This window comes from Methylophilus sp. Leaf408, assembly GCF_916856905.1.
GTDB lineage: Bacteria > Pseudomonadota > Gammaproteobacteria > Burkholderiales > Methylophilaceae > Methylophilus.
On record NZ_CAKASK010000001.1, the window covers coordinates 2,023,847 to 2,048,137 of the forward strand.

General features: G+C 48.7%; 22 protein-coding genes and 3 tRNA genes. 4 read left to right on the forward strand and 21 right to left on the reverse strand.

What is annotated here, in order from left to right; translation table 11 throughout:
- Positions 1-19: 19 nt before the first annotated feature.
- Entirely contained in the window at positions 20-262 is a 243-nt protein-coding gene (locus LPA26_RS09490) for a (2Fe-2S)-binding protein (protein ID WP_229008117.1), read from the forward strand.
- Here LPA26_RS09490 and LPA26_RS09495 read toward each other — a convergent pair.
- The 13 genes from LPA26_RS09495 to LPA26_RS09555 form a co-directional block, all read right to left on the reverse strand.
- Positions 259-1,002 (reverse strand): molybdopterin-synthase adenylyltransferase MoeB, encoded by a 744-nt coding sequence (locus tag LPA26_RS09495; protein WP_229008118.1) that lies wholly within the window; start codon positions 1,000-1,002, stop codon positions 259-261. The two genes, LPA26_RS09490 and LPA26_RS09495, sit on opposite strands and share 4 nt — an antisense overlap.
- Before the next feature lie 21 nt (positions 1,003-1,023).
- On the reverse strand, positions 1,024-1,758 hold the full coding sequence (locus LPA26_RS09500; protein ID WP_229008119.1) for a type II secretion system protein: 735 nt from the start codon (positions 1,756-1,758) through the stop codon (positions 1,024-1,026).
- 10 nt (positions 1,759-1,768) lie between these two features.
- A complete protein-coding gene (locus tag LPA26_RS09505) occupies positions 1,769-2,821 on the reverse strand; it encodes a hypothetical protein (RefSeq protein ID WP_229008120.1) in 1,053 nt (350 codons plus the stop codon).
- 116 nt (positions 2,822-2,937) lie between these two features.
- A complete protein-coding gene (locus tag LPA26_RS09510; RefSeq protein ID WP_229008121.1) occupies positions 2,938-3,555 on the reverse strand; it encodes a hypothetical protein in 618 nt (205 codons plus the stop codon).
- Positions 3,552-5,048: a hypothetical protein gene (locus tag LPA26_RS09515; RefSeq protein ID WP_229008122.1), complete on the reverse strand. Its 1,497-nt coding sequence runs from the start codon at positions 5,046-5,048 to the stop codon at positions 3,552-3,554. The genes LPA26_RS09510 and LPA26_RS09515 overlap by 4 nt, the downstream gene beginning before the upstream one ends.
- A 5-nt stretch (positions 5,049-5,053) precedes the next feature.
- A complete protein-coding gene (locus tag LPA26_RS09520) occupies positions 5,054-6,250 on the reverse strand; it encodes a type II secretion system F family protein (RefSeq protein ID WP_229008123.1) in 1,197 nt (398 codons plus the stop codon).
- On the reverse strand, positions 6,247-7,962 hold the full coding sequence (locus LPA26_RS09525) for a GspE/PulE family protein (RefSeq protein WP_229008124.1): 1,716 nt from the start codon (positions 7,960-7,962) through the stop codon (positions 6,247-6,249). Before LPA26_RS09525 ends, LPA26_RS09520 begins: the two co-directional genes overlap by 4 nt.
- Positions 7,963-7,964: 2 nt before the next feature.
- On the reverse strand, positions 7,965-8,651 hold the full coding sequence (locus tag LPA26_RS09530; protein ID WP_229008125.1) for a hypothetical protein: 687 nt from the start codon (positions 8,649-8,651) through the stop codon (positions 7,965-7,967).
- Positions 8,648-10,513 carry a secretin N-terminal domain-containing protein gene (locus LPA26_RS09535; RefSeq protein ID WP_229008126.1) on the reverse strand — a complete coding sequence of 622 codons (1,866 nt, stop codon included), beginning with the start codon at positions 10,511-10,513 and terminating at the stop codon, positions 8,648-8,650. The genes LPA26_RS09530 and LPA26_RS09535 overlap by 4 nt, the downstream gene beginning before the upstream one ends.
- 185 nt (positions 10,514-10,698) lie before the next feature.
- Positions 10,699-11,679 (reverse strand): GGDEF domain-containing protein, encoded by a 981-nt coding sequence (locus tag LPA26_RS09540; RefSeq protein WP_229008127.1) that lies wholly within the window; start codon positions 11,677-11,679, stop codon positions 10,699-10,701.
- A 142-nt stretch (positions 11,680-11,821) separates the two neighbouring features.
- Positions 11,822-11,897: transfer RNA gene (locus LPA26_RS09545), tRNA-His, on the reverse strand.
- A 16-nt stretch (positions 11,898-11,913) separates the two neighbouring features.
- Positions 11,914-11,990, reverse strand: a tRNA-Arg gene (locus LPA26_RS09550).
- Between the two features lie 37 nt (positions 11,991-12,027).
- Positions 12,028-12,104, reverse strand: a tRNA-Pro gene (locus LPA26_RS09555).
- 82 nt (positions 12,105-12,186) lie between these two features.
- Between LPA26_RS09555 and folD the strand changes: the two genes are divergently transcribed.
- Both folD and dksA read left to right on the forward strand, forming a co-directional pair.
- Positions 12,187-13,044, forward strand: coding sequence for a bifunctional methylenetetrahydrofolate dehydrogenase/methenyltetrahydrofolate cyclohydrolase FolD (gene folD, locus LPA26_RS09560; RefSeq protein WP_055830412.1), 858 nt, complete (start codon positions 12,187-12,189; stop codon positions 13,042-13,044).
- Between the two features lie 139 nt (positions 13,045-13,183).
- The gene (dksA, locus tag LPA26_RS09565) at positions 13,184-13,606 is read left to right on the forward strand and encodes an RNA polymerase-binding protein DksA (protein WP_229008128.1); all 423 of its coding nucleotides are present in this window, start codon (positions 13,184-13,186) and stop codon (positions 13,604-13,606) included.
- Positions 13,607-13,754: 148 nt separating this feature from the next.
- Here dksA and LPA26_RS09570 read toward each other — a convergent pair whose 3' ends face one another.
- From LPA26_RS09570 to LPA26_RS09605, 8 genes are all read right to left on the reverse strand, one after another.
- Entirely contained in the window at positions 13,755-14,876 is a 1,122-nt protein-coding gene (locus LPA26_RS09570) for a deoxyguanosinetriphosphate triphosphohydrolase (protein WP_229008129.1), read from the reverse strand.
- 24 nt (positions 14,877-14,900) lie between these two features.
- Positions 14,901-15,980, reverse strand: coding sequence for a 3-dehydroquinate synthase (gene aroB / locus LPA26_RS09575; protein ID WP_055868847.1), 1,080 nt, complete (start codon positions 15,978-15,980; stop codon positions 14,901-14,903).
- On the reverse strand, positions 15,968-16,510 hold the full coding sequence (locus LPA26_RS09580; protein WP_229008130.1) for a shikimate kinase: 543 nt from the start codon (positions 16,508-16,510) through the stop codon (positions 15,968-15,970). Before LPA26_RS09580 ends, aroB begins: the two co-directional genes overlap by 13 nt.
- Positions 16,511-16,591: 81 nt before the next feature.
- Positions 16,592-18,811: a type IV pilus secretin family protein gene (gene pilQ, locus LPA26_RS09585; RefSeq protein WP_229008131.1), complete on the reverse strand. Its 2,220-nt coding sequence runs from the start codon at positions 18,809-18,811 to the stop codon at positions 16,592-16,594.
- Positions 18,808-19,338 (reverse strand): pilus assembly protein PilP, encoded by a 531-nt coding sequence (locus tag LPA26_RS09590; protein WP_229008132.1) that lies wholly within the window; start codon positions 19,336-19,338, stop codon positions 18,808-18,810. Before LPA26_RS09590 ends, pilQ begins: the two co-directional genes overlap by 4 nt.
- Positions 19,335-19,982 (reverse strand): type 4a pilus biogenesis protein PilO, encoded by a 648-nt coding sequence (locus LPA26_RS09595; protein ID WP_229008133.1) that lies wholly within the window; start codon positions 19,980-19,982, stop codon positions 19,335-19,337. The genes LPA26_RS09590 and LPA26_RS09595 overlap by 4 nt, the downstream gene beginning before the upstream one ends.
- Before the next feature lie 8 nt (positions 19,983-19,990).
- Positions 19,991-20,584: a PilN domain-containing protein gene (locus LPA26_RS09600; protein ID WP_055868840.1), complete on the reverse strand. Its 594-nt coding sequence runs from the start codon at positions 20,582-20,584 to the stop codon at positions 19,991-19,993.
- A complete protein-coding gene (locus tag LPA26_RS09605; protein ID WP_055830429.1) occupies positions 20,581-21,654 on the reverse strand; it encodes a pilus assembly protein PilM in 1,074 nt (357 codons plus the stop codon). The genes LPA26_RS09600 and LPA26_RS09605 overlap by 4 nt, the downstream gene beginning before the upstream one ends.
- Before the next feature lie 192 nt (positions 21,655-21,846).
- Between LPA26_RS09605 and LPA26_RS09610 the strand changes: the two genes are divergently transcribed.
- Positions 21,847-24,285 (forward strand): penicillin-binding protein 1A, encoded by a 2,439-nt coding sequence (locus LPA26_RS09610; protein ID WP_229008134.1) that lies wholly within the window; start codon positions 21,847-21,849, stop codon positions 24,283-24,285.
- Positions 24,286-24,291: the final 6 nt, after the last annotated feature.

The following is a 24,291-nucleotide window of genomic DNA, read 5'->3' on the forward strand; positions in this document are numbered from 1 at the left end:
TTTAATTCCCTGGCTGGCAATGGCTGAACTTAAACAAGACTCGCCCGATGAAGTGATGTGCAGTTGCAGTGGCACCACGCGCGGCATGATCCAGAACCTGGTTAAACAGGGCAAGGACCTGGATGGTATTTCGCGCTATTCTGGCGCGCTAAGCGGGTGCGGCGGTTGCGAGTGGGATATTGGCGAACTGGTGAAAGAATTAATGGCAGATTTGCCGGCCGCGCCAGATCAAGAAAAACCTGATCAAGAAAAACCTGATTAACCGCAGACTTTGCAGCCAGGGTCTTTGGATAACTTGATCGTACGCCATTCGGCAGATAAGGCATCCAGTAACAACAAGCGGCCCTGCATGGTTTGGCCTATTTTCAATAGCACCTTAATCGCCTCAGTTGCCTGCGCAGAACCTATCATGCCAACCAAAGGAGCAAACACCCCATTATCGGCACACCTTAACTCCTGGTCATCGCCTACATCTGGATACAGGCAGTGATAACAAGGCGACTCAGCATGCCGAAAATCGAACACACTTAATTGCCCTTCAAAGCGTATGGCAGCGCCCGACACCAGTGGCGTCTTAGTGTTAAAGCATAATTGATTGAGCAGATAGCGGGTGGCGAAATTGTCTGAGCAGTCGATCACTACATCGGCAGCAGAAATACGTTCAGAAGCTTCTTGTTCAGTCATTCTCGTCAATACGGTATTGACGGTAATTTCCGGATTTAACTGTGCAATCGTCGCCTGAGCGGATAGCGCTTTATTCTGCCCCACGGCGGCTGTGGTATGAATAATCTGTCGCTGCAAATTTGTCATATCCACCTGATCAAAATCGCAAATGGTGAGCGTACCTATGCCTGCGGCTGCCAGATACATCGCCACGGGCGCACCCAGCCCGCCTGCACCGATTATCAGGGCGTGACTCTGGGTCAGCGTTTCCTGACCGGCATATTCAATTTGCGGCAGCATGATGTGCCTGCTGTAGCGTAGCAATAAATTGTCTTGCATACCTTATATATCAATCCATTTTCAGGGTAGCCGTTGCGCCTGTACCATTTGCTGGATCAGCACTTTGGGTGAGAGCATGATCAGTTTGTCGTCGAACACCGCACTAGCAGTTTGTTGCTGGGCTTTATCGACAAAAGTCAGATCGCCATCCGCATTTTCCTGCTCATCAGCATGAACCGCTGCGGCCATGGCATGGCTTTGCCCGCCAGACACGGATTGTATGCCACCCAGCCCGTTTTCGCCATGCGAAAGCACGATGGCTGCCGGGCGGCTGGGGATGCTAGTTGCCGCCCCGGTATCTCCCAGCACTTGTACATTGCTCGCACTTTCGGCCGCAGCGACTGAAAACCACTGCGCATGATGAGTGAAAGTGCTGTCAGCGCGATAGCGAAAGTAGCGTCCCCAGGCATCGGTGGCGACGATGCCGAGCTGCATCCATGGCAATATGCCCTCGTCGCCAACACAGCTTTGGTTAGATAATACATTTTCCCAGCCATCGGGCGGACTGTCAGTATCCGGGCATGGCAGGTAATGATGAATCACTGCATGCCCTAGCAATGCTTGCTGCGCTATCTGTAATCTCTGCTCAGTCTGCTGATATTTTTGCAGGCTGTGTTGCACCCGCAATGGCGTCATTAACCAGCCCATCATCAGGCTGAGTATCACCAGCGCAATCGCCAGTTCCAGCAGACTAAAGCCGGCTTCCCCAGGCGTGGGAACAGGATTATTCTGCCTGATAACATATTGATTGGTCATAGAACCAGACTCATCTCTCGAAGCTGTCATTACTGGCTATGTCCATTGCGTTTGAATTAAGTATTTGCAATTTTTGCAACGTACTTGCCTCCAGGTAAGCGGTAATATTACTTTTTTCTAAGGTGGTGTTCCGCGATTGTGACGTTAATTTTTCACCCGCCATGACAACTATGGCATGAGGTGATGCCGGCTGGTAAAACACCTGCTCACGCCAGCCATTTTGCTGAAACCAATGATGCCTGGCATCACCATCCAGTATATGCTGCAAAGCCAAAGGCCAATGGGCAGCAGCATCCAAGGGCAGTCTGCCCAACCCTGATAATGCTGGCGAACACTGCCCGGCAACCAAAGATTGGCCCCCCAAACAACTGCTATCTGAAATGGCTGCAGCCGTCGGCAATGCAGCGCAAGGGCTGGCGTTACACCGCAAAGCGCGTTTGACCTCCGAAAGTACCTGTTGCTGCATATGCCTGTGCATGATTGTTGCGGTTACTGGCCATACGACATCATTAAAGTTGATGGAAATTGGCCCCTGTACAAATCCCCTGAGAGAATTTTCAAAGGCGTTTGCATTGTCTCCAGCGTCGGTCGTATCCAGATAATTCTTGATATCGTCAGCACTCGCGTCATTGCGTTGTTGGGCCCAACCATCCTTGCGTATCAGTGGTTGCATAGGTGCAATAATGACGGCGACCACTCCATTGCCCTGTGTCGCGTCCCAGTTAATTTCATTTATGGAAATGACACTCCAGCTGCCTGCGGTATCAGTATTTAACGGCAATATGCGCGGATTATTTTTATACCTCTCTGAGACTGCATACCACAGGCGCTCCCCACTGCCATCCCGGATATCGCCCACACCCAGCGTCTTCCATGGCAGCCGCCCGATGCGGGAAGTGTTGCTACAACTGGTTTCTGCGAGGCCATCGTTGTTGCGGTCGGGGCAAGGCAAGTCACCGGGCCGCTGGCAATTCATTTCACACTGGGTTAGGCCAAGCGGCTGATTGGCATAAGCGAGTAATGCCTGCTGAGCCAGAGCAAGTGAAGCCAGGGTCTTTTGCATCACCAGCTGCTTGGGTGGATATTTCAATGAAACTTGTATTGCAAATCCGGCTAGCCCTGACAATATCAAAAGGATGACCCATGCCGTGACGCCACGTTGAAGCTGAATTATCTGCTTCATGACGCACTTAACAACTGCGGAAATACATCGGGAAAATTAAACCAGCGTAATTCGCATTCTGCAGCAATCAAGTCTGTAGACTCCGCAACGGACCAGGTACAGCTATGCACCAGCAACATATCAGCATATTGATGCTGTAACTGTTGTAACCAATCGAGTACTTCTGCCTCATGATTGACTGACCATCGCATATTGACCGGTGTCACAGTCATTGATAATCGAGCAATGGTATTGCCTGGAAAAAACTGATTGCAGGCTGAATTTCCACAGGTTTTGGGAGGCTGAATGTCGAACTGCATGTGAGACAGATGTGCTTGCTGTTGCAGTGTCATCCAGGCACTAACCCACAAAGCAGGGTTGGCTGCTTTACTTAATCCCTGTCGTTGCCAGCGCGCCTGGTTTGAGAAATAGAAGCTAGCTTCCCTCTGATAGGTTGCCTGCCGGTTAATTTGCTGAGCTAATGCATATAACTCCTGCTGAAGCTTTAAAGATGTCTCGTGTACTTCGGCTTGCTTGGAAAAGATAATACCGATAGATATTGCACCCAGAATACTCACCAGCAACCAGCCGAGCAAAAACCAGCGCAGTCCCAACCAATACGGATTGTGTATCATGCCGCTGTCTTTTCCTGCGGACGTAACCATATATCAATAGATGGCTGATCATCGGGCCGCGATAATTGGCGAGTATCCCCCCGCTGTTCAGGTAGGCCATAGGTGGGCGAAGAATGTATTTCTTTTAGCTCGAATACTTCAGGATGCTGGCGTAGATTCTCAAGCAATAACTGCCATTCCTGGTGCGCATTTAAAGCCATGGCATTTTCTTTTTTGAAAAACAGGACCGACACTGTTTCATACCATTGGTTATCCGGCTGCACAGATTGATCAATCATTGGCCCATAGCGCCACTCAACTTTTTTTACCTGCCAAAACTTCTGGTGGGTCATGACTCCTTGCAGCATCGCCAACGCCCTGTCCGGCAGAAGTGTAGCAGTTTTAATCCGCTGTACGCCCGATGATAATGTTTGCAGACGTGGCAAATCCTCTTCAGCGAATCCCCATGCCGGCTTGGCTGCCTGCCACTGACCTATTTTTGTTTCGGTTTTCTGGATGCTCAATTGGGTATTTTTAATGGATTGTTGACCCAGCCAGCCTACGATCAGGCATACGCTGACCATCATCCCGCCCGCCAGTATGATGTTGTGCTTTCCTCTCTGAATACGATCACCCAACAAATTAACCTCTGGTGCAAAATTTGGCAGATGCCGTTTACGCAACACGACTTGCACAGCGACCCATTCCACTTCATTGAATGCGGGTGCACGCCTTCGGCCAGAGTGACCAATTACATCTGGAAAAGCTTTAAATGTTTGTTTAATAGCTGCAGGTAATTGCTCAGATGGCAATCCGCTGGCATTCGCACCTTCACCCAACCAAACCATATGCAATGGTTCTTTTTCTTGCAGCCAATTCTGGCTGATCAAATATAAACGTGTTTGAGTGACCTCGTTACTCAACCGCGAGCGCAGCGACTCATCAATTGACAGTGTCAGCAGGCGGCTAAACAGAAGCTTTGCCTTATAGTGATAATGAATGCGCAGTTGCTGCTTTTGAAGATAAATATACAAACAATGCGTATCGGCTGATTGTGAATTTGAAATCACACATGGAAAACATAATGCCTGGGTATATACACCTCGCACGCGCATATTTTTCTGTTGCAGCGCTTGCAGCCAATCACGCAATGGCGGGTAATGGATAGCTGAAAACAGGTAACGGTCTTCTTTCCGTACATTTTGTACAGTGTCTAATATATGTACAGCATGCAATCCCTGTGTAAACGGCCAGGCAGCTAACCTGCGTGCAAGTAATTGTTTACCCGCAGCGCCGCTGACATGTGGCAATACCTCAACATGGTAATGCTCATCGGCAATATCGGTAAGGAAATACACCGTTGCTTCTGCATGTTTTTTAAGCAAATCCAGTAGCAGTGGCTGATTTTCCGCATGCGCAGAAAACTCCGTTAGGGAGTGATATCGCCCACCCCTGAAATGCGCCACTCGCCATTGATCATGTGTTATCAAGACAACAAGTTGCAGTTGCGCCATATCCATTACCGTAATGTCGAAAAGCTGTCATAAACGGGGAGCATGACCGCGGCCATCAGAAACAGCAGCATCAACCCGAGTAACATGGTCAGTACTGGTTCCAACAGTTGCAACAGGGACTGCATGTTTGCCTGCACCTCTCTATCGTAAAAAGTCGCCTGCTGGGACAACATGCGATCCAAGGAGCCGGTAGTTTCACCAACACGGATCATGCGCACCAGCAAAGGTGGAAACCAGCCGGCCGCCGCAAAACTGGCGGCTAGCCCTTCACCACTTTGAACGCGCTGATGCACCTGACCCAAAGCCTGCGCCAACACTCGGTTGTGCAATAGTGGCTGACACCACTCAAGCGCCTGTAATAGTGGGATCCCGGTTTGGTACATCAACCCTAGAAAACGACATAACCTGGTCAGCACTAACTGATGCAGTAACCGACCTAACACGGGCATTTTTAATATTTTTTGATCGCAATAGAGTGCGAATACAGGTGAGCGTTTAAGTGCGAGCCGCAAGCCAAACGCCAGCATTATCAACAAAATCAAACAGATTGCACCATAAGCGATTACCCAATCAGACAAGCCCAGCAACAAGCGGGTTGACCATGGTAATTCCTGACCTAAGCTTTGCAGGAAACCCACCATCTGCGGAACCAGGAATGTCAGCATAACGACGGCGGCCACACAGACCATCACGCATAACAACGCCGGGTAGGTAAGGCCGCGTCGCGTTTGCGACATCAAATCGGCCTGCCACTGCAAGGTCTGTGCGAGATGTCCAAAAATTTCCGGTAGTTGCCCTGTATGCTCGCCCGCAGCGACCAGATTGCTGATGAATGCGGGGAATACATTTGGCTGCGCTTGCAACGCTAGTGACAGTAGCTTTCCGGCTTGCAATTCATGCCGTAATGCATTGAATGCCGCAGACATTAATCGGTGCTCGCATTGCCCAGCCAACTCTTCCAGCGCGTGTAATAAAGGAACACCGGCTTGCAGCAACTGCTCCATCTGAATGCAGAACTGGATCAAATGATGCGCCTTGATACGTGGTTGAAGCCAGTTGACCGGTTGCCCGATTTTGATTGTGAGTAATTCAAGTCCCTGCATTTTCAGGCTAGCTTCAAGCGCCTGCTCACTGCTGGCTTGCAGGTTTCCACGTTGCAGTCGGCCCTCTTTATCGATTGCGGTGTAGCGATAAGAAGTCATGCCTCTGCCTCTTCAAAACAGGCACTGATATCTACGACCCGGCGCAATTCCTGCAAGCTGGTTTCCCCTGACAGTACAAGTTGCAGCCCTTCTTCAGCCAGTGTGGTATAGCCATACCGCCTTGCCTGTTGATGTAAATGTGGAATAGAAGCTTGCCCTGCCAGCAATGCATCCAATGTGGGATGCATGGTGAGTATTTCCATGACGACCAACCGGCCACGGTAACCGCTCATGCGACATTGCTCGCAGCCTGCCGCCTGAAAAAGAGTCATGCTTTCTGCGGCATGCGATGGAAACAAAATTTGCAACAATGATGCTGTCTTTGCATCAGGCAAAGTTTGCACTTTGCAATGGCGGCATAAACGCCTCAACAGGCGTTGTGCAATGACTCCAACCACGCTACCCGCCATCATGGGCGGGCTGATACCAAAGTCTGTTAACCGGGCAAAGGCTGCAATTGCATTATTCGTATGCAAGGTTGTCATGACCAGGTGGCCGGTCATTGCGGCACGGATTGCCATCGCAGCCGTTGGCTCATCACGCACTTCACCGACAAGTATGACGTCGGGATCCTGCCTCAAAATGGCCCTGATCCCACTCACAAAATCTACTTTGTTCGCGTTAATCGATGTCTGTCGCATCAACATATGCGGGTATTCCACCGGGTCTTCCAGCGTCATGATGTTTACATGGGGATGGTTGAGGTGCCCGAGCATTGAATAGAGCGTGGTGGTTTTTCCGCTACCGGTAGGGCCGGTCAGGATCAATAATCCTTCAGGTTTTTCCAGCATATTCTTGAGCAATTGCAATTGCGGCAGGCGCAAGCCCATAGTATCCAGGGGAATAATAGATTTATCCCTATCCAGAACACGCAGTACGATATTTTCACCATGTAGCGTGGGATGGCTTGATACCCTGAAATCAATCTGCCTGCCACATAAAAACAGGTTAACACGGCCATCTTGCGGGCTACGTTGTTCTGCAATATCCATCCCAGACAGTATTTTCAGCCTCACGCACATCGCAGGCCAATAACGGTCGTGCACACTGCGAATTTGCCACAACACACCATCAATCCTATAGCGAATCCTGAGAAACGCCTGCTCGGGCTCAAAATGGATATCCGATGCACCTTGCTTAACTGCATCCACCAGCACGGCATTCACTAATCGGATGACTGGCCGTGTATCCTGCTGGGAAAGAAATTGAGCTTGCGTGGTTTCCTGTTCTATCTCATACAAAATGGCATCCAGCGATAAACTGTGACCATAAAATTTATCCAAGGCCTGCTCAATGTGAGCTTCAGTCGCTAACACAGATTTCAGCTGGATTTCACCGCCTACTAAATAACGTAATTGATCCAGCACCATGACGCGATTCATTTCCGCCATGGCTACGCGCAAAACCTTTTTGTCTGCAGAAATATCCAGTGGCAGCACCCGGTGCTGTTTGGCAAATGCCTCAGGTACCATAGCCAGTACTTCGTGATCTGGAATCACTTGCTGTAAATCGATACTTTCCTGCGCATGGTGCTGGGCTAGCACATCCCGGATGACGGCATCTGTCACAAAATGCAGTCGCACCAATTGTTGTCCTAGCAACAAACGACTTTCCTGCTGCTCTATCAAAGCGATTTCCAGCTGATCGGCAGTGATCATGCCTTTAGTCAGCATACATTCACCCAAGCGCGCTTTGTCAGCAGTGATTAACATGGTTAATCTATTCCGCTGATGAGAGATTCATTGCGATCAAAATCATAGTCTGGAATTTCCAGGCGCAGCATTTCCAGGTACTTTTGCTCACTTTCGGCATCGCCAAGTTGCCTGAAAGCCAGACGCATCCCTTCCATGGCTTCTACACTATGCGGGTCTTCGGTTAATAATGCTTGAAAAACTCGCTGGGCTAAACTCACATCTCCAGCTTGCAGTTGCCTTGCAGCATTGGCAATTTCATTGTTAGCCAGTTTTTCCGAAAGCGCAGGACGTTGAATGTGCAATTGCCACTGTCGTATATAACGCGGAGCAATCTTTGGTCTACCATCTCTTTTGATTGAGCTTTCCAAAGGTGTGATAGCAGGTACACTCTGTTTGGCTTGTTGAAACAAGCTTTCACCATTATTTTCTTTTAATACTATCTCTGGCTTTGCCAACTCAGGAGCAATATTGTTTGCTATGCGGGGTGGCAGTCGTAAATTGGTATTCAACTCCACATCAAAAAACAGTATTTTCATATGTAGGCATGTCATCAAAACAATCAACCCAACACCTAGCCACGACAAGGCTAATAACATTTGTTCGTCTTTGCATTTCGATGCAATCAATGCACCTCGATATGGATGACTGAAAGTCTTATCAATTGCCAGACGACCGATAAATTGAGCAAATGTCGATGCCACATTCAAGATGGTTCTCCTATCCCGAAGTCAATGTCATCCATAGGCAATGATTCTGGCAACAGCGGCTCAAACGCTTTCAGGTCGCCGGCCTTCACATCCGCCAGGCCGATAACGGTAGGCCTCAAAAACACCACCAGTTCTGTTTTTTTAGCTGCCTGATTTTTGCCTTTAAATGCATAGCCGACAATAGGTATATTGGCTAACCCTGGCACACGGTCGGTAAAGTCTCTTTGATCTTCCTGCATTAACCCGCCCAGGATCGCAACGTTACCGCTGGGGATATTGAGCACAGATTCCATCTCGCGCACTTGTATTTCCGGGATGCTGCTGACAATACGGGTGCTGCCATTTCCTAACTGAGGATTGGGGTCTTCGATATAGCGCAAGACTTTTGAGACGGTAGGTCGCACATTCAGATTGACCCGCTTTTGACTATTAATTTGAGCGGTGACCGCCATGACCAACCCTACGGGTACTGTATTGGCTGTAGTAGTCACCGCCTGCAAATTTGCACCGTTATTGCTGCTACTTTGTGAAATCTGGGATTGAATGGTGAAATAAACCAGGTTATCCACTACCTTCAGAATAGCGGTCTGGTTGTTTAGTACCATTAATTTGGGGCTGGAAAGTACTCGCGTTTTTCCGAACTGTTCTAGCAAGGTGACACTGGCGCTTAAATTCCCAAACCGGCTAAACGGGTTGAAATAGCCAAACATAAAGGCCACGCTGCCATTATTCTGGCCAAGTGCGTTTTTACTATTATTGCTTTCGAAACTTCGGCTGGTGGTATTGAATTGTGCGGCTTCGCTGCCCAACGATTGCGAAAACACGACTCCGCGCTGCTGGGCGGATGAGGATAAGCGGCTCCAGTCTATGCCCATCTGAAAACTCTTGCTTAATTCAACTTCGACGATTGTCGCTTCGATCAACACCTGCCTGGCCGCCACTTGCATGACGGATTCCAGATAGGATTTGACCTGTGCCTGCTGGCTATGCGAAGCGCGTATGGTCAGGATGCCGGTCTCGGGATTAGCGATCAATCGCGAAGCACGCCAACGGACATGGGCTTGCTGGGTTTTTTCTGATTTCGATGAAGTTTGGGGTGGCTGTGCATTTGGGCTTTCAATACTTTGGCGGGTTCCATCGCTGCCGTCTGAAATCTCAGGAGAAATGCTATTGAATAAGGGTGCTGTACTTTCTAATACCTCATCCCTGGCAATATTAGCTTTGTCTGTCTCTTCCAGTAAAATCTGTAAATTCTGTACGACACTTTCCCACAGATGATAACGGGATTGTGTTGCTACAGCCGTTCGCGAACTATTGCTATTCCCTGCCCCTGATACCTGTGATTGAGTTGATGCGTTACTATTATTTTGCGCAGAACCGCTTGCCGGCCTGCCTGCGCTATTGATTTCACTGGCAACTCCGATGAAGCCAGTCGTGTCACGCGTCATATTTACGTAATTCAGGCGATAGCTACGTAAAACCGGCATATCCGGCGCGATCAGCCAGACGCCATTTCCCCACTCGTAATACATATCGACCTGCCTGGCGATACGCGACAAAATCGCAGGAATGGATTGTTGTATTGCATGTAAAGACACCTTACCCCTTAAACCTGGATGAATATCCATATTCAAGTGGCTTTCTCTGGCAAGCGCTTGCAGCACCTCCTGCACCGGCGCTTCTTGTACGACCAGATTAACCAGCAGAGTGGGTGAAGCAGATTTTAAAGGTGGCTTGGTAATGACTTGTGCTTCAACATCCGTTGTTTCAACTTCAGGATAAACGTGAAGCGGAGTTGAATAAGGCAAGTCGGGATTGAGTTCAGGCAGGTGCAGCTCAGAATGGTGTTTAGCTTCTTGCATCCCGCGCGAGACACAGGATATCAAGCAAAAACACATCAGTAGCATGGCAGCAAGGCGCATGCTCTCCCCTTTTAAATTGATTATTATTAACATATATTAAATATAGTTAATAACAGATGTCAACTTTCAGGGAGTTTATTAGTGTTTCGGATCTATATGTAAGAAAGCAAAGAAGGACTAAATATTTAGAACAACTCTATATCACCCTCAATAGTGCTGTCCTGGATGTTGCCGCTTTCTACCAGTTTCTCGTAAAAGCAAATCTGGTCACGGCCATGTTCTTTAGCGTAATACAACGCTTCGTCCGCGCGTTCGAGCACAGTATTAGGAAGGATATTGAGCGCCATTTTTGAACACCCAACACTCATGGTAACCTGGCCCACCTGCGGAAATACATGTGCATTCAACGTTTCCCTGAAGCGCTCCATCAAGCCAACGATATCATCCTCTTCAGCGCAGGAAAACACACCGACAAACTCTTCACCGCCAAAACGGAATAGTAAATCGCCTTCACGGAAAGTTTCTTGCATCAGCCTTGAAAGCAGCAGCAAGACTTCATCCCCAATCAGGTGACCATAGGTATCGTTAATTTTTTTGAAAAAATCGATATCAAAAATCGCCAGGAAATGATGCAGCGGAAATTTGAATTCAGGCTTGTAATCATTGAACAAAATTTTGCTGACGCAATGATCAAAGGTTTTGCGGTTAAGCAAACCGGTCAATGCGTCGCGCTCATTCTCAATAATCAGACTGGCATAGTGGTGGAACATATCCAGACATTGCTTGATCAGGTCAACCGCTTTGCTATCCAGCGTGTCATGCTGTATCAGCAAAATGGCATGCTTGTGTGCAATGCTTTGTTGCAGAGGAAAAATATGCAGCTTTTCGTTATTCGTTTCTATGCATTCATACTGTTGCGCGCCTTTATCCATACATGCCAGCAGTAATGCATAGTTTTCGGATTCCCAGCCCTCAAATGCCAGAGGTTTATCATTGCTTTCAAAAGCATCGATAACAGACATCAATTGGCGCCGGGATAACACTTGCATCCTGACCGGTTCACTTTGGGTGGCAAAAACATTTAACCAGTGCTGCATGAGCGATAGCAAGGCTGGATCCAGCGCAAGACTCTCCCTGACCTTGGTAAGATCAGTAAGACTCTGCATAAAATTGCTCAGATTTAGGGGAGTAGTCATGTGTTCGGCGTAGGGATTTACGAACACTTTATCAGCAGCGATGCGCACAGTTATTGGCAAAAAGAGCCAATATTTTCAATTAATTTGGAGTTTAGCTTTTGAGGAAAGAAGTTGGGGTGGCTGATGGGGCTCGAACCCACGACAACAGGAATCACAATCCTGGACTCTACCAACTGAGCTACAGCCACCATAGAGACTTTTAATTGGCCTGCCCGACAGGAATCGAACCTGTAACCCCCAGCTTAGAAGGCTGGTGCTCTATCCAGTTGAGCTACGAGCAGATAGGTGTTACATGACGATTGGGCAATCCAGAGAAACTGGTCGGCGTGGAGAGATTCGAACTCCCGACATCCTGCTCCCAAAGCAGGCGCGCTACCAGACTACGCTACACGCCGAAAGCAGGAATATAACCGATTTTCTGAAATCGTGTCAATGTTGATGTGATAAAATTCTATTTTTAACGATGATTTTTTGCTCATGAGCGCACACATTATTGATGGTAAGCAAATTGCCAGTCAACTTTTAGACGATATAAAAAGCAGCATTGACCAACGCCTGAAATCCGGTAAACGTGCGCCTTGTCTGGCGGTTGTACTGGTGGGTGATGATCCCGCTTCTGCTATATATGTGCGCAACAAACAGATTGCCTGTGAAAAAGTGGGCATTGTTTCCAAAGCGCACAAATTACCATCCAGCATTTCACAAACTGAGTTATTCAGCCTGATTCAACAATTGAATCAAGACCCCAGTACAGACGGCATTCTTGTGCAGTCTCCTCTGCCGCATCATATTGATGAAACCGCCATTCTGGCATTGATCGACCCGGCTAAAGATGTGGATGGCTTTCATCCTTACAATATTGGTTTACTGGCTGTGCGTCAGCCGCAATTACGTTCTTGCACACCTTATGGCGTTATTAAAATGCTGCAAGCCAGCGGCATTAACCTCAAAGGGCTGGATGCTGTGGTGGTGGGTGTTTCCAACCATGTAGGCCGCCCGATGGGGCTTGAACTGTTACTGGCAGGCTGCACAGTGACCAGTTGCCACCGTCATACCAAGGACTTGGCCGCACACCTGCTGCGGGCCGATATCGTAGTCGCGGCGGCCGGGAAAGCTGGCTTGATTAAAGGCGAATGGATTAAGCCTGGCGCAATTGTGGTGGATATCGGCATTAACCGTTTACCTGATGGCAAACTTGCCGGCGACGTTGAATTTGAAGTTGCCAAGCAACGGGCTGCGTATATTACTCCAGTGCCTGGTGGTGTGGGCCCGATGACGGTAGCCACGCTGATGGAAAACACACTGAAGGCTCTGGAACTGAGAGAACAGAAGTAACTGGATGCCACGCATCGAGAAAGATACTTTGCAAGCCTATAAAATCGGTGTAAACTCGCGCGATTATTGATTAACGTAATGCAATAAAAAGCGCCCTTGAGGCAAGTAATATCAAGTAGTTTCGTCCTTTGGAACCATCATGGCAGACACCGTTAACAAATCTTTTACCCCTTACCAGCCAGCGACCGGTGAGGAGTACATGAACAAAAAACAGCAGGAACATTTCAAAAGGATCCTGAATAACTGGAAAGCAGAACTCAGTCACGATATCGACCGCACGGTGCATACCATGCAAGATGAAGTGACCAGCTTTGCCGACCCGAATGACCGTGCCAGCCAGGAATCGGACATGGCTTTAGAGTTGCGTAACCGTGACCGCGAGCGTAAGTTGATCAAGAAGATTGACGAGACATTGCGCAATATCGAGGGTGGTGACTACGGTTATTGCGAGGGCTGTGGGATTGAAATTGGCCTTAAACGCCTGGAAGCACGCCCGACTGCAACATTATGTATTGATTGCAAAACGCTGGATGAAATGCGTGAAAGGCAAGTCGCTAAATAAATAGTGACGAGCAAAAAAGCGAGTGGTTATTGCCCACTCGCTTTTTTATTTGTAGCTTAGCCTTTCAACTTAGGCATTTAAATAGCGTCAAGGCTGCAACAGTTATCTCTGACTAGTCACCTAGCTGGACTTTTCCTTCAAGCCAGCTTTACCAATTTTCATCAACAGAAAAAAGTCGCTTGTGCTCGCGAATGGCATAACGGTCTGTCATGCCGGCAATGTAGTCAGCAACCGCTCGTGCCTGATCCTGTTTGGCCGCAAGCTGATGTTCATCCGGCATTAATTTGGGTGATTGCATAAAAGCGGAAAACAACTCTTCAATAATCCGTCTAGCCTTGGCGCTCATGCGGTTAACTTTGTAATGCTGGTACAAGTGCGTGCGCAAAAATTGCTTAAGTTCCAGATTCTTATCAGCTATCGCTTGACTGAACCCTACCAGATACGGCGCTTTGCGTACCTCGTCAATGGTGGCAGGATTGAGTTTTGTAATCGCCTGCTGGCTTTGTTCACACAAATCCACCACCAGCACATTAATCATGCGACGTACAGTTTCATGGATCAACCGTTTTTCTTCAATTTCGCCATACAGGTGCTTCACTTCTGCCATATTTTCGGCAAACAGCTGGATATCGGATAGCTGCTGTATTGTAATCAGGCCAGAGCGCAGGCCGTCATCTACATCATGATTGTTGTAGGCAATTTCATCGGCAAAATTGGTAACCTGGGCTTCAAGACTGGGAGATTCTTTGCGCAAAAAACGCTCACCGACATCGCCTAACTGCTCGGCATTTTTTTTGGAACAATGCTTGAGGATGCCTTCACGCACTTCAAAGGTCAGGTTTAAGCCATCAAAGCTTGCGTAGCGGTTTTCAAGTAAATCTACTACCCGTAAAGACTGCAAGTTATGCTCAAAACCACCAAAGTCACGCATACATTCATTGAGCGCATCCTGCCCGGCATGGCCAAATGGCGTATGCCCAAGATCATGCGCCAGCGCAATTGCTTCGGCCAGATCTTCATGCAAGCCCAAAGTGCGAGCAATTCCGCGCGTGAGTTGAGCGACTTCAATGCTATGGGTCAGGCGGGTGCGGAACAGATCGCCTTCATGGTTTACGAACACCTGGGTTTTATATTCCAGGCGGCGAAAAGCGGTAGAGTGAATAATGCGGTCACGGTCACGCTGGAATACATTGCGCGTGGGTGACTCTTGCTCAACGACCTTGCGGCCACGCGTTTGTTCGGGATGCGCTGCAAAGCGTGTTAAGGTCATTTTAATCTTTAATCTCTATTGGTATCAGGCAGCCTGTGACAGTGTCTGCTTGAGTTTATCGGCATCATAATCGGCTGTAATCACTGCCTTGCCTATGCCTTGTTGCAGGATAAGCCGAATGCGGCCATCCGATACTTTTTTATCCAGCTGCATCAGCCGCAAGTACTCTTCAGCGCCAAAGTCTGGCGCATCGAGCGGCAATTTAGCGGCTTGCAGAATTGCTTTGATACGTTGAACCTCTGCAGCATTCAGCCAGCCCATGCGTTGGGACAAGTCTGCCGCCATCACAGTTCCGGTCGCCACCGCTTCACCATGCAACCACACGCCATAACCCATGGCATTTTCAATGGCATGGCCAAATGTATGGCCCAGATTTAGCAAGGCTCGTTCACCTTGCTCATGCTCATCCGCCGCGACCACTTCAGCCTTGTTCTGGCATGAACGATAAATGGCATAGCTAGCGACGGCAGGATCCAATGCCATCAATGCAGACATATTGGTTTCAAGCCAGTCAAAAAAATCGGCATCGCGGATCAGGCCATACTTGATCACTTCAGCGACACCTGCAGATAACTCACGTTGCGGCAATGTTTTTAGCGTATCAATATCAGCCAATACCAGTTTTGGCTGATAAAACGCGCCTATCATGTTTTTACCCAATGGGTGGTTAATACCGGTTTTACCACCGACACTGGAATCCACCTGTGATAGTAAAGTCGTAGGCACCTGGATAAATGGTACGCCGCGCAAATAAGTCGCCGCCGCATAACCGGTCAAATCCCCAATGACGCCGCCACCCAATGCGATTAGCGTGGTATTACGCTCACAGCGGTTTTGCAGCAAATGATCATAGATAATCTGCAGGGTATCGTTATTTTTATACGCCTCGCCATCCGGCAGAATAATTTCAATCACACTCACGCCAGCATCTCTTAAAGGCTGGGCAAGCGCATGCATGTACAAAGGTGCTACGGTGGTATTGCTGACAATCGCCACTTGCTTGCGTTTGAGGTGCGGCAGAATCAGATCGACCTGCCCTAAAAGGCCGTTGCCGATATGAATGGGATAGCTACGGTCAGCCAGGCTAACAGTTAGGGTTTGCATGATGACTCCAGCGCGCGCAATGCAGTTTCTATTTTATGAATAATGACGGTCACCGGTTGATGCCCGGTATCGACGATTAGATCGGCAGTCTCGGTGTATAGGGGGTTACGGGCATGAAACAATTGCTCCAGCTTGGCTTTTACATCTACGTTTTGTAACAAAGGGCGATTTTTATCGTTGCGGGTACGCAGATACAGCTCATTGACGTTGGCACGCAGGTAAATCACATAACCATATTTTTTTAGTATGGCGCGATTTTCCGGAGCGATAATCGCCCCTCCTCCGGTAGCCAGCACGATATTATCCTGCTGTCCAAACTCTTCCAACGTGGACGTTTCGCGCTTGCGAAAGCCAGCCTCCCCTTCCAACTCGAAGATAGTGGGGATTTTAACGCCGGTGCGCTGCTCGATCACGTGGTCGGTATCATAAAAGGTTTTACCCAGAGTTTTGGCAATCAATTTGCCAACTGTGGTTTTGCCTGCACCCATTAAACCGATTAAAAAAATATTATTTGGTATACGCTCACCCATAAAAAAGCCCAACCGATCCAGTTGGGCATTTTAAGGCAAAGAGGGTCCGCTGTCAGTAACAGCGGGGTTTGCAACAGGTAATTAGTTCAAGGCTAGCGTTTCATCCATAACTTTAGGTGTGATGAAAATCAGCAACTCCGTTTTGTCTTCCTGCTTGGTATTGCGTTTGAACGCGTACCCAACCACTGGCAAATCGCCAAAGAACGGTACTTTGTCAGTAGCCTTACGCGATACTTGCTCGTAGATACCGCCTAGAACCACCGTTTCACCATTGCCTACCAGCACTTGTGTTTGCACGTTCTGGGTATTGATTGCGACACCACCGGGCAGCGTTTCCCCTCTACTATCTTTGCGTACATCCAAATCCATAATAATTTTCTGGTCTGGGGTAATCTGGGGGGTGACTTCGAGGCTCAATTCAGCTTTTTTGAAGCTTACCGCTGTTGCACCACTGCTGGTCGCTGTCTGGTAAGGGATTTCCACGCCTTGAGCAATACGTGCTTTTTGCTGGTTGGCAGTAGTCACGCGCGGGCTCGAAATTACCTTACCGCGAGCATCGGCTTCCAGTGCAGACAACTCAAGATTCAACAGCAAGTTGGCTGACAATTTAAGCAGGCTTAAGGCAATGCCACCATAAGCATTGGTCACTGGCAGGTTGGACATCAAATCAGGCAGGCCATCCGAGCTGGTCAATGTACTGCCATTATTGCTCGCGGTCTGGATACTGCCGTTATGTGTACCTTGCGTCGCCACACCTGTAGTTGAAATTTCGGTGAAGCGGTTGCCTAAAGAGCCGCTCACTGTCATATTGGTATTGCTGCCTGGCGTTCCCGTTTGGGTAATCCCGAAACGTGCGCCTAAGGCTTTCGAGAAAGTGTTGGAGGCGATCACCATCCGCGATTCAATCATCACCTGTTTCACTGGTACGTCTACCTTGTTAATGATTGCCTGAATCTCTTCCAGTTTTTTCGGTGTGTCCTGGACAAAAATCGTATTGGTACGTACGTCAAAAGTGACGCTGCCTCGCTGTGACAGGATGCGGTTCATTCGCCCCGCAGAAGATCCGGTAGAGCTTCCGGTTGATGCCCCAGCTGCCATACCAGGCCCGCCTCCCAGCAACATACTTCTGAAATCAGCCGCCTTCTGGTACCTGAGTGAAAAAACTTCGGTCCGCAAGGTCTCCAGCGTTTCCCGCTCGGCATCTGCAGTCAATTGCGCTTTTTCTTTAGCAGCAAATTCTTCTGCCGGGGCAATAGAAATCACACTGCCATTGACGCGCATATCCAGGCCCTTGCTTTGCATAATGACATCCAAAGCCTGGTCCCAAGGCACATCCTTCAAGCCTATCGTTACACTGCCCGAAACCGAGTCACTGACCACAATATTCTTACCGGTGAAGTCAGCAATAACTTTCAGCACATCCCTTACATCCACACGTTGGAAGTTAAGCGACAATTTTTCACCAGCATAGCCCTGTTTAGAGCCCTGGATCAACTTATTAGGGTCTTTTACCAATGGGCGGATGTCCACTACCAGCTTGCGGTCAGCCTGATAGGCAGACTGCTCCCAATCACCTTGCGGCTCAATCACAATTTGTGCCTGGTTATTGTGGCGCAGGGCATCTACATAGAGCACTGGTGTGTTGAAGTTGATTACATTCAGGCGGCGCTGCAACGACTCTGGTAACTCAGTGTTGGTGAAATCAATCACCACTGTTTTACCGGCATTCCGCACATTCACACCTACATGACTGTCGGAGAGGTCTACTACAATGCGTCCTTCACCATTTTTTCCCCGTACAAAATCTATATTCTGAACACGATGCTGAGCAAGCGCGACAGGTTCGGAGAATCGTTTCGCAGCTGCAGTTGCTGGGGCCAATTCGCCGCTTTCTTGAGCAAGTGCAATCACCAATGCACTTTGCTGTAATTGCAACTGATGTTGCACCGGTTTAGACAGATTCAGCACGACCCGGCTTCGATCATTTGCCTGCACTATCTGCACAGTTTTCAGTGCGCCCTGATTAACAGCAACCACATTCTTGCCGGTAGCATTGCTTGTGCGCGGAATATCGAAGACGACTCTGGGTGGATTCGATAAGGTAAAGCTCGCCGGTGCGGTGGCCAAAGGCTGTGACATTTGCAGTTGTACGTTCAGTCGGCCGCCTGGTAGCGTTGTTACCTCAATGGCTTGCAGTTGATTATTACCTGCAGGCATTTCTGCAGCCATTACCGGTTGCGCTGTCATCACAACGAACAGTAGTGCTAGCTTTGTAGCAAAAGAAATATATGTTTTCATCATTGATGTTCCTGCAATTCCAATGTCGTCATTTGCTCGGCCCATTCACCGGTCACCTGGTCCTGAATGGTCTCTTTAATTCTTAATTCATACTTTAATGTCTGTTTGTTTTCTGCCAGCGAAGTGATTAGCCCCAGCTTTTCTCCCATGTATTGCCCAGGCTTAACCTGGTACACCATGTTGTCAGGCGTTTGTATGGCGGCAAATATTTTGTTCTGTTTGCTCAATACACCAACAAACTTGAGCCCTTCTAGCGGATAAGCTTCCAGTGGCTCTTTATGCCGTTTAAGATCAGGCTGCAAAGCACTTTTTACTGTGGCTTTGCGTGGCACAAAGGGGTCATGCAAAGCAGCGTCTGCGTTATATTGTTTAGGCGAAAAACCTTGCACTTGCGGCAATGGCTCAATCGGTGCTGAAGCAGACTGACTAGCGTCATTCATGAACTGTGTCAGGTCATCCTCCTGCGCTTTACCGCATCCCGTCAGCAATATGGCCGACATCACCGTTAACAAATATTTATGACGTATCATTTCTTAACCGCCTTGGCATCTTCTTTTGCCTTGCGTGCAGCCACTTCTTCCGCATCCAGGTAGCGATAAGTTTTCGCAACAGCTTCCATTACCAGTACCTCTTTATGGAGATGTCTATCATCCTTAGCCATCGGCTGTATTTGTAAATTGTGTAGTGTCACAATCCGCGACAGCTTAGCCACCTCGGTGACAAAAGCACCCAGCTCGTGATACCTGCCCAACACTTTAATATTGATGGGCTTTTCGGCATAAAACTCTGCAAACACCTCCGGCTGCGGGACAAATGCTTCAAAAGATAATCCCTGACTTAATCCAGCCTGGTTGATATCGGTTAACAATCCATCCATTTCCGACCTATCCGGCAGCTGTTTCAGCAATACGCCAAACGTACGCTGAATCTCCAGAACTTGTTGCTCATAGGCTTTAATCTTGATGGCCTGCATATTTTTCGCCAGGTACTCATCGCGTAAGCCTTGCTCTTTTTCTTTTTCAGCACGCAGTTCTTTAAGATTGGGATTCAGTAAAAACATATAACCCAGTACCAGAATCATCACAGCCAGTATGCTTAACAGCACCACTTTCATGGGCAATGGCAAGTTGCCGGCATTTTTTAAATCTATATTATTAAAATCCGAAAGTTGCATGATGCGGGCTATCCTTTTGGCGAAGCGGGCTTTTGCTCGGCTTGGTTACCAGCGGGTTGATCCTGCTTGAGCGTGATCCTGATAACAAATTCATATATCTTGAGATCCTGCGCAGAATTACTCGCCTGGATCTCCACCAGGTTAGGGTTATGGATAACAGAAGACCCGCTCAGGTTATGCACTAACGAAGCCACACGGCTGTTGGTGTCAGCAGTGCCTTTCAGCTCTATCTCATTCTCAATCTGCTTGATGCTTTTCAGTGTCACGCCTTCCGGCAACAACCTTGCCAGTTCATCCAGTATCTGTACCGCCTGGTTTCGGTCACTCTGCAATCCTTCAACAATTTGCTTGCGCTCCAGTACATGCTGGATCTGTTCTTTCAAGGTTTTGATGATGACGATTTCCTTATCCAGCCTCACCATCTCATCCTGCAAGCGCTGGTTACGATTCTGCTGGGTGCGGATCTGGGCGTTGATATAACTCCAGCTGACAAACACTATCGCGGCTGCCGCAATCGCGACCAGTGATGCCAGCAGGCCAAACTCGCGCTGGCGTTCGGCACGGCGAATCTGGCGATGCGGTAACAGGTTGATCTTAATCATGCGTCTACACCCCGCAATGCCAGGCCACAGGCAATCATCAATGCAGGGGCGTCGGTTTCGAGTTGCGATGGTTTTACTTTATTCACCAGCGTCATGCCTTGAAACGGATTGGCAACCAGTGTATGTATCTCGGTTTTTTGCTGAATAAGCGCAGCCAGGCCTTCTGTTGCAGAAACACCGCCAGCCAGCAGCAAGTGATCCACTTTGCTGTACTGGGTAGAGTTGGTAAAAAAAGAAACCGCACGTGCTGCCTCGCCTGCCAGAGTTTGCAGAAACGGCTGCAATACTTCCTGGTCATACGAATCCGGCAATCCACCCTGGCGTTTGGCAATTTCACTTTCTTCAGCCGAGAGGCCAAACCGGCGCTGTATCTCTTGTGACAGCATGGCACCGCCGAATGCTTGTTCTCTCGAATAAACGGAATGCAATCCAACCATCACGCTGATATGGGTAACATGCGCACCTATATCGAGAATCATGGTGACCGTCTTTTTGTTATGGCCGGGCAATTGCCTGAAAATCTGGCGGTAAGCCGTTTCAGTAGCGTAAGCATCCACATCCATAATGCTGACTTTCAGGCCAGCCTCTTCTGCCACTGCCACACGGTCATCAATCTTTTCTTTTTTAGCGGCGGCAATCAGCACTTCCACTTCGTCCGTGCTCTTACCAATCGGCCCCAGTACCTGGAAATCCAGATTCATCTCGTCGAGCGGGAAAGGAATGTATTGATTCGCTTCAGCCTCAACTTGTAATTCGAGGTCTTCATCACTCAAGCCTGCAGGCATAATCACACGTTTAGAAATCACTGCCGATGCGGGCAAAGCCATGACTACCTGTTTCGCACGCGAACCCAGCAATCGCCATGTAGAACGTATGGTGTCTGCCACCTGGGTTAAATCATTGATATTGCCATCGCTGATTACACCTTTAGGCAGGGCAATATTGGCGTAACCATCCAGTCGGAACTGCTGCTTGCCAATCGCCGTTAACTCCACCATCTTGATGGCGGTTGCGCTGACATCCACACCGATAAAACTGGTTTTTTTGCGTTGTAAAAAGCCTAGGCTCAACTGAATCGCCCTTAAATAGAATTAAATGCTTAGAGGGTTATGCATCAACCGTGCCAACCACTCCACTTTTAAATGTGTTAGTGAATTACTGCTACACCCATCGCGAGACGGGCCCCGACTATTTGCATGATTCCATAATTAACTGCCAATGCATCGGCAAAAAAAGATTACAATTCAGGGGTAATTCTCACGATGGCAACACTAGGCATGAATTCAAAACGCTGGCTACAGTCTTTTCTTTTTATCTCCATCATCGGCAGTTTGATCGTCGCAGCACTACTGGTATTGATGATTAGTATCCTTTACCCTTCGCTGCCGTCGCTTGAAGCGCTGACCGATTACCACCCCAAATTACCGCTGCGGATTTACGATGCCGAAAGCAACCTGATTGGTGAGTTTGGCCAGGAAAGACGCGCGTTTGTGCCGATTGAACAAACACCCAAGGTCATGAAAGATGCCATCCTGGCGATTGAAGACCGACGCTTTTACCAGCACAACGGCATTGACACCACTGGCATTCTGCGGGCGATCCGCAACAATATGACTGGGCGTGGCCATGAAGGCGCCAGTACCATTACCATGCAGGTGGCGAAAAACTTTTTCAGCAGCCCGACAACACCACGCAACATGTGGACCAAAATTAAAGAAGCGCTACTGGCAATTAAAATTGAAAATGCCATCAGCAAAGATAAAATCCTGGAGCTTTACCTGAACCAGATTTACCTGGGCGAGCGTGCTTATGGCTTTGCTGCGGCTTCCAGGACTTATTTTGATAAGGATTTGCGGCAGCTTAATTTAGCTGAAGCCGCCTTGCTGGCAGGTTTGCCCAAAGCGCCAAGCAAGTATGACCCCTACATACACCCGGACTTTGCCATCAGACGCCAGCATGAGGTCCTGCGTGACATGCGCCGCTACAACATGATTTCGCAACACGAATTCGATGAAGCCATGCAGGCACCACTCAAGTTCCAGTCTTCCAAGCGCATGGTGCCAGCCCTGGGCGCAGAATATGTGGCTGAAATCGTCAGGACCAGCCTGTATAAACGTTATGGCGAAAAAGTCTATAGCAGCGGATTCAAGGTTTACACCACCATCCATAAACAGCATCAGGAAGCGGCAAATGCAGCCGTTATCCAGGGCATCATCAACTTTGAATTGCGCCATGGGTTCCGCGGCGCAGAAAAAGTAATTTCCCTGCCATCCGGCAAAATGAAAGCTTCGGAAGCCAGGGAATTACTGCGTGATTTTGTCACTTACAACCAGTTTGTGCCCGCCTTGGTCACCAAGGTAGAGCCCAACTTGCTCACTTTGGTCACTCAGCGTGGCACGGTGCTCAAGTTGCAGGACAAAGCCATTTTGCTGGTTAAAAATCATATGCCGCCGGCCAAGCGTACCCCACTTACACTCACCGCAGGTTCAGTCATTCGCGTCTACCAGCAAAACGATAACTGGATGGTGGTGCAGTTACCCGAGGTGGAAAGCGGTTTCATTGCCCTCAATCCGGAAACTGGGCAGGTGAATGCATTGATCGGTGGATTTAGCTTCCAGCGCAATAAATATAACCATGTAACGCAAGGGCGTCGCCAACCAGGCTCGAGTTTCAAGCCGTTTATTTATTCTGCTGCGCTAGAAAAAGGGTATTCACCAGCCAGCGTATTTGAAGACGCGCCTATCAGCTTTGCCTCGACCGAAACCGGCAGCAACAGTAACTGGGAGCCACGCAACTACGATGAAAAGTACGCAGGGCCTATGCGTTTGCGTGAAGCTTTGGCACAATCAAAGAATACGATTTCTATCCGCCTGATGAATGCCATCGGTGCGCGTTATGCGCAAAACTACCTGCGTAAATTCGGCTTTAATCCGAAGGACCATCCGCCGTATTTATCAACGGCGCTGGGTGCAGGTTCAACCACTTCCTGGCAGCTAGCCGCCGCGTATGCGACATTCGCCAACAGCGGTTACCAGGTGCACCCTTACCTGATTGAAAAAATCACGGATAGTCGTGACAAGGTTGTGATGGCTGTGCAACCAGGCAAGCATATTTCGCAAGAGCGCGTTATAGACCAGCGTAATGCCTTCATCATGACAAGTATGCTGCAAGATGTGGTGCGTGACGGTACGGCACGAGCTGCATTATCCCTGCGCCGCCCTGATATTGCAGGTAAAACCGGCACCACCAATGACCAGTTTGATGCCTGGTTTGCCGGTTATCATCCGAAAGAAGTCGCGATAGCCTGGGTAGGTTATGACAACCCGCGTAACCTGGGGCGTGGTGAAACCGGGGGGCGTGCTGCCTTGCCAATCTGGATCAAGTATATGCAGGCTACACTGAAAGGCGTGCCGATTTATCAGTACAAAGTACCTGAAGGTATACTGCAACTGAAAGTAGATGCTTACACCGGCGCGCAAATCGACGAGGATGACCAGGGCATTTATGAGTACTTCTATGAAGAACACTTGCCACAATCGCAACCGGAAAACCTGCCCGGATTGTTTGACCCGGAGAGCGAGCAAGCCCCGGAACAGGATGAACCTTCATTTCTGGAACGTTTAATTGGTGAACATTCCGGCGGTGATGAAGACAGAAAAGTACCGGTCAACCCTGCTGCAAAATTATTGAGTCCTAACTAGATACTG

Coding starts and splice junctions, on each gene's coding strand:
- LPA26_RS09490 (WP_229008117.1), top strand. CDS start 20: ATGGCTGAACTTAAACAAGACTCGCCCGATGAAGTGATGTGCAGTTGC.
- LPA26_RS09495 (WP_229008118.1), bottom strand. CDS start 1,002: ATGCAAGACAATTTATTGCTACGCTACAGCAGGCACATCATGCTGCCG.
- LPA26_RS09500 (WP_229008119.1), bottom strand. CDS start 1,758: ATGACCAATCAATATGTTATCAGGCAGAATAATCCTGTTCCCACGCCT.
- LPA26_RS09505 (WP_229008120.1), bottom strand. CDS start 2,821: ATGCAAAAGACCCTGGCTTCACTTGCTCTGGCTCAGCAGGCATTACTC.
- LPA26_RS09510 (WP_229008121.1), bottom strand. CDS start 3,555: ATGATACACAATCCGTATTGGTTGGGACTGCGCTGGTTTTTGCTCGGC.
- LPA26_RS09515 (WP_229008122.1), bottom strand. CDS start 5,048: ATGGCGCAACTGCAACTTGTTGTCTTGATAACACATGATCAATGGCGA.
- LPA26_RS09520 (WP_229008123.1), bottom strand. CDS start 6,250: ATGACTTCTTATCGCTACACCGCAATCGATAAAGAGGGCCGACTGCAA.
- LPA26_RS09525 (WP_229008124.1), bottom strand. CDS start 7,962: ATGTTAATCACTGCTGACAAAGCGCGCTTGGGTGAATGTATGCTGACT.
- LPA26_RS09535 (WP_229008126.1), bottom strand. CDS start 10,513: ATGCAAGAAGCTAAACACCATTCTGAGCTGCACCTGCCTGAACTCAAT.
- LPA26_RS09540 (WP_229008127.1), bottom strand. CDS start 11,679: ATGCAGAGTCTTACTGATCTTACCAAGGTCAGGGAGAGTCTTGCGCTG.
- folD (WP_055830412.1), top strand. CDS start 12,187: ATGAGCGCACACATTATTGATGGTAAGCAAATTGCCAGTCAACTTTTA.
- dksA (WP_229008128.1), top strand. CDS start 13,184: ATGGCAGACACCGTTAACAAATCTTTTACCCCTTACCAGCCAGCGACC.
- LPA26_RS09570 (WP_229008129.1), bottom strand. CDS start 14,876: ATGACCTTAACACGCTTTGCAGCGCATCCCGAACAAACGCGTGGCCGC.
- aroB (WP_055868847.1), bottom strand. CDS start 15,980: ATGCAAACCCTAACTGTTAGCCTGGCTGACCGTAGCTATCCCATTCAT.
- LPA26_RS09580 (WP_229008130.1), bottom strand. CDS start 16,510: ATGGGTGAGCGTATACCAAATAATATTTTTTTAATCGGTTTAATGGGT.
- pilQ (WP_229008131.1), bottom strand. CDS start 18,811: ATGATGAAAACATATATTTCTTTTGCTACAAAGCTAGCACTACTGTTC.
- LPA26_RS09590 (WP_229008132.1), bottom strand. CDS start 19,338: ATGATACGTCATAAATATTTGTTAACGGTGATGTCGGCCATATTGCTG.
- LPA26_RS09595 (WP_229008133.1), bottom strand. CDS start 19,982: ATGCAACTTTCGGATTTTAATAATATAGATTTAAAAAATGCCGGCAAC.
- LPA26_RS09600 (WP_055868840.1), bottom strand. CDS start 20,584: ATGATTAAGATCAACCTGTTACCGCATCGCCAGATTCGCCGTGCCGAA.
- LPA26_RS09610 (WP_229008134.1), top strand. CDS start 21,847: ATGGCAACACTAGGCATGAATTCAAAACGCTGGCTACAGTCTTTTCTT.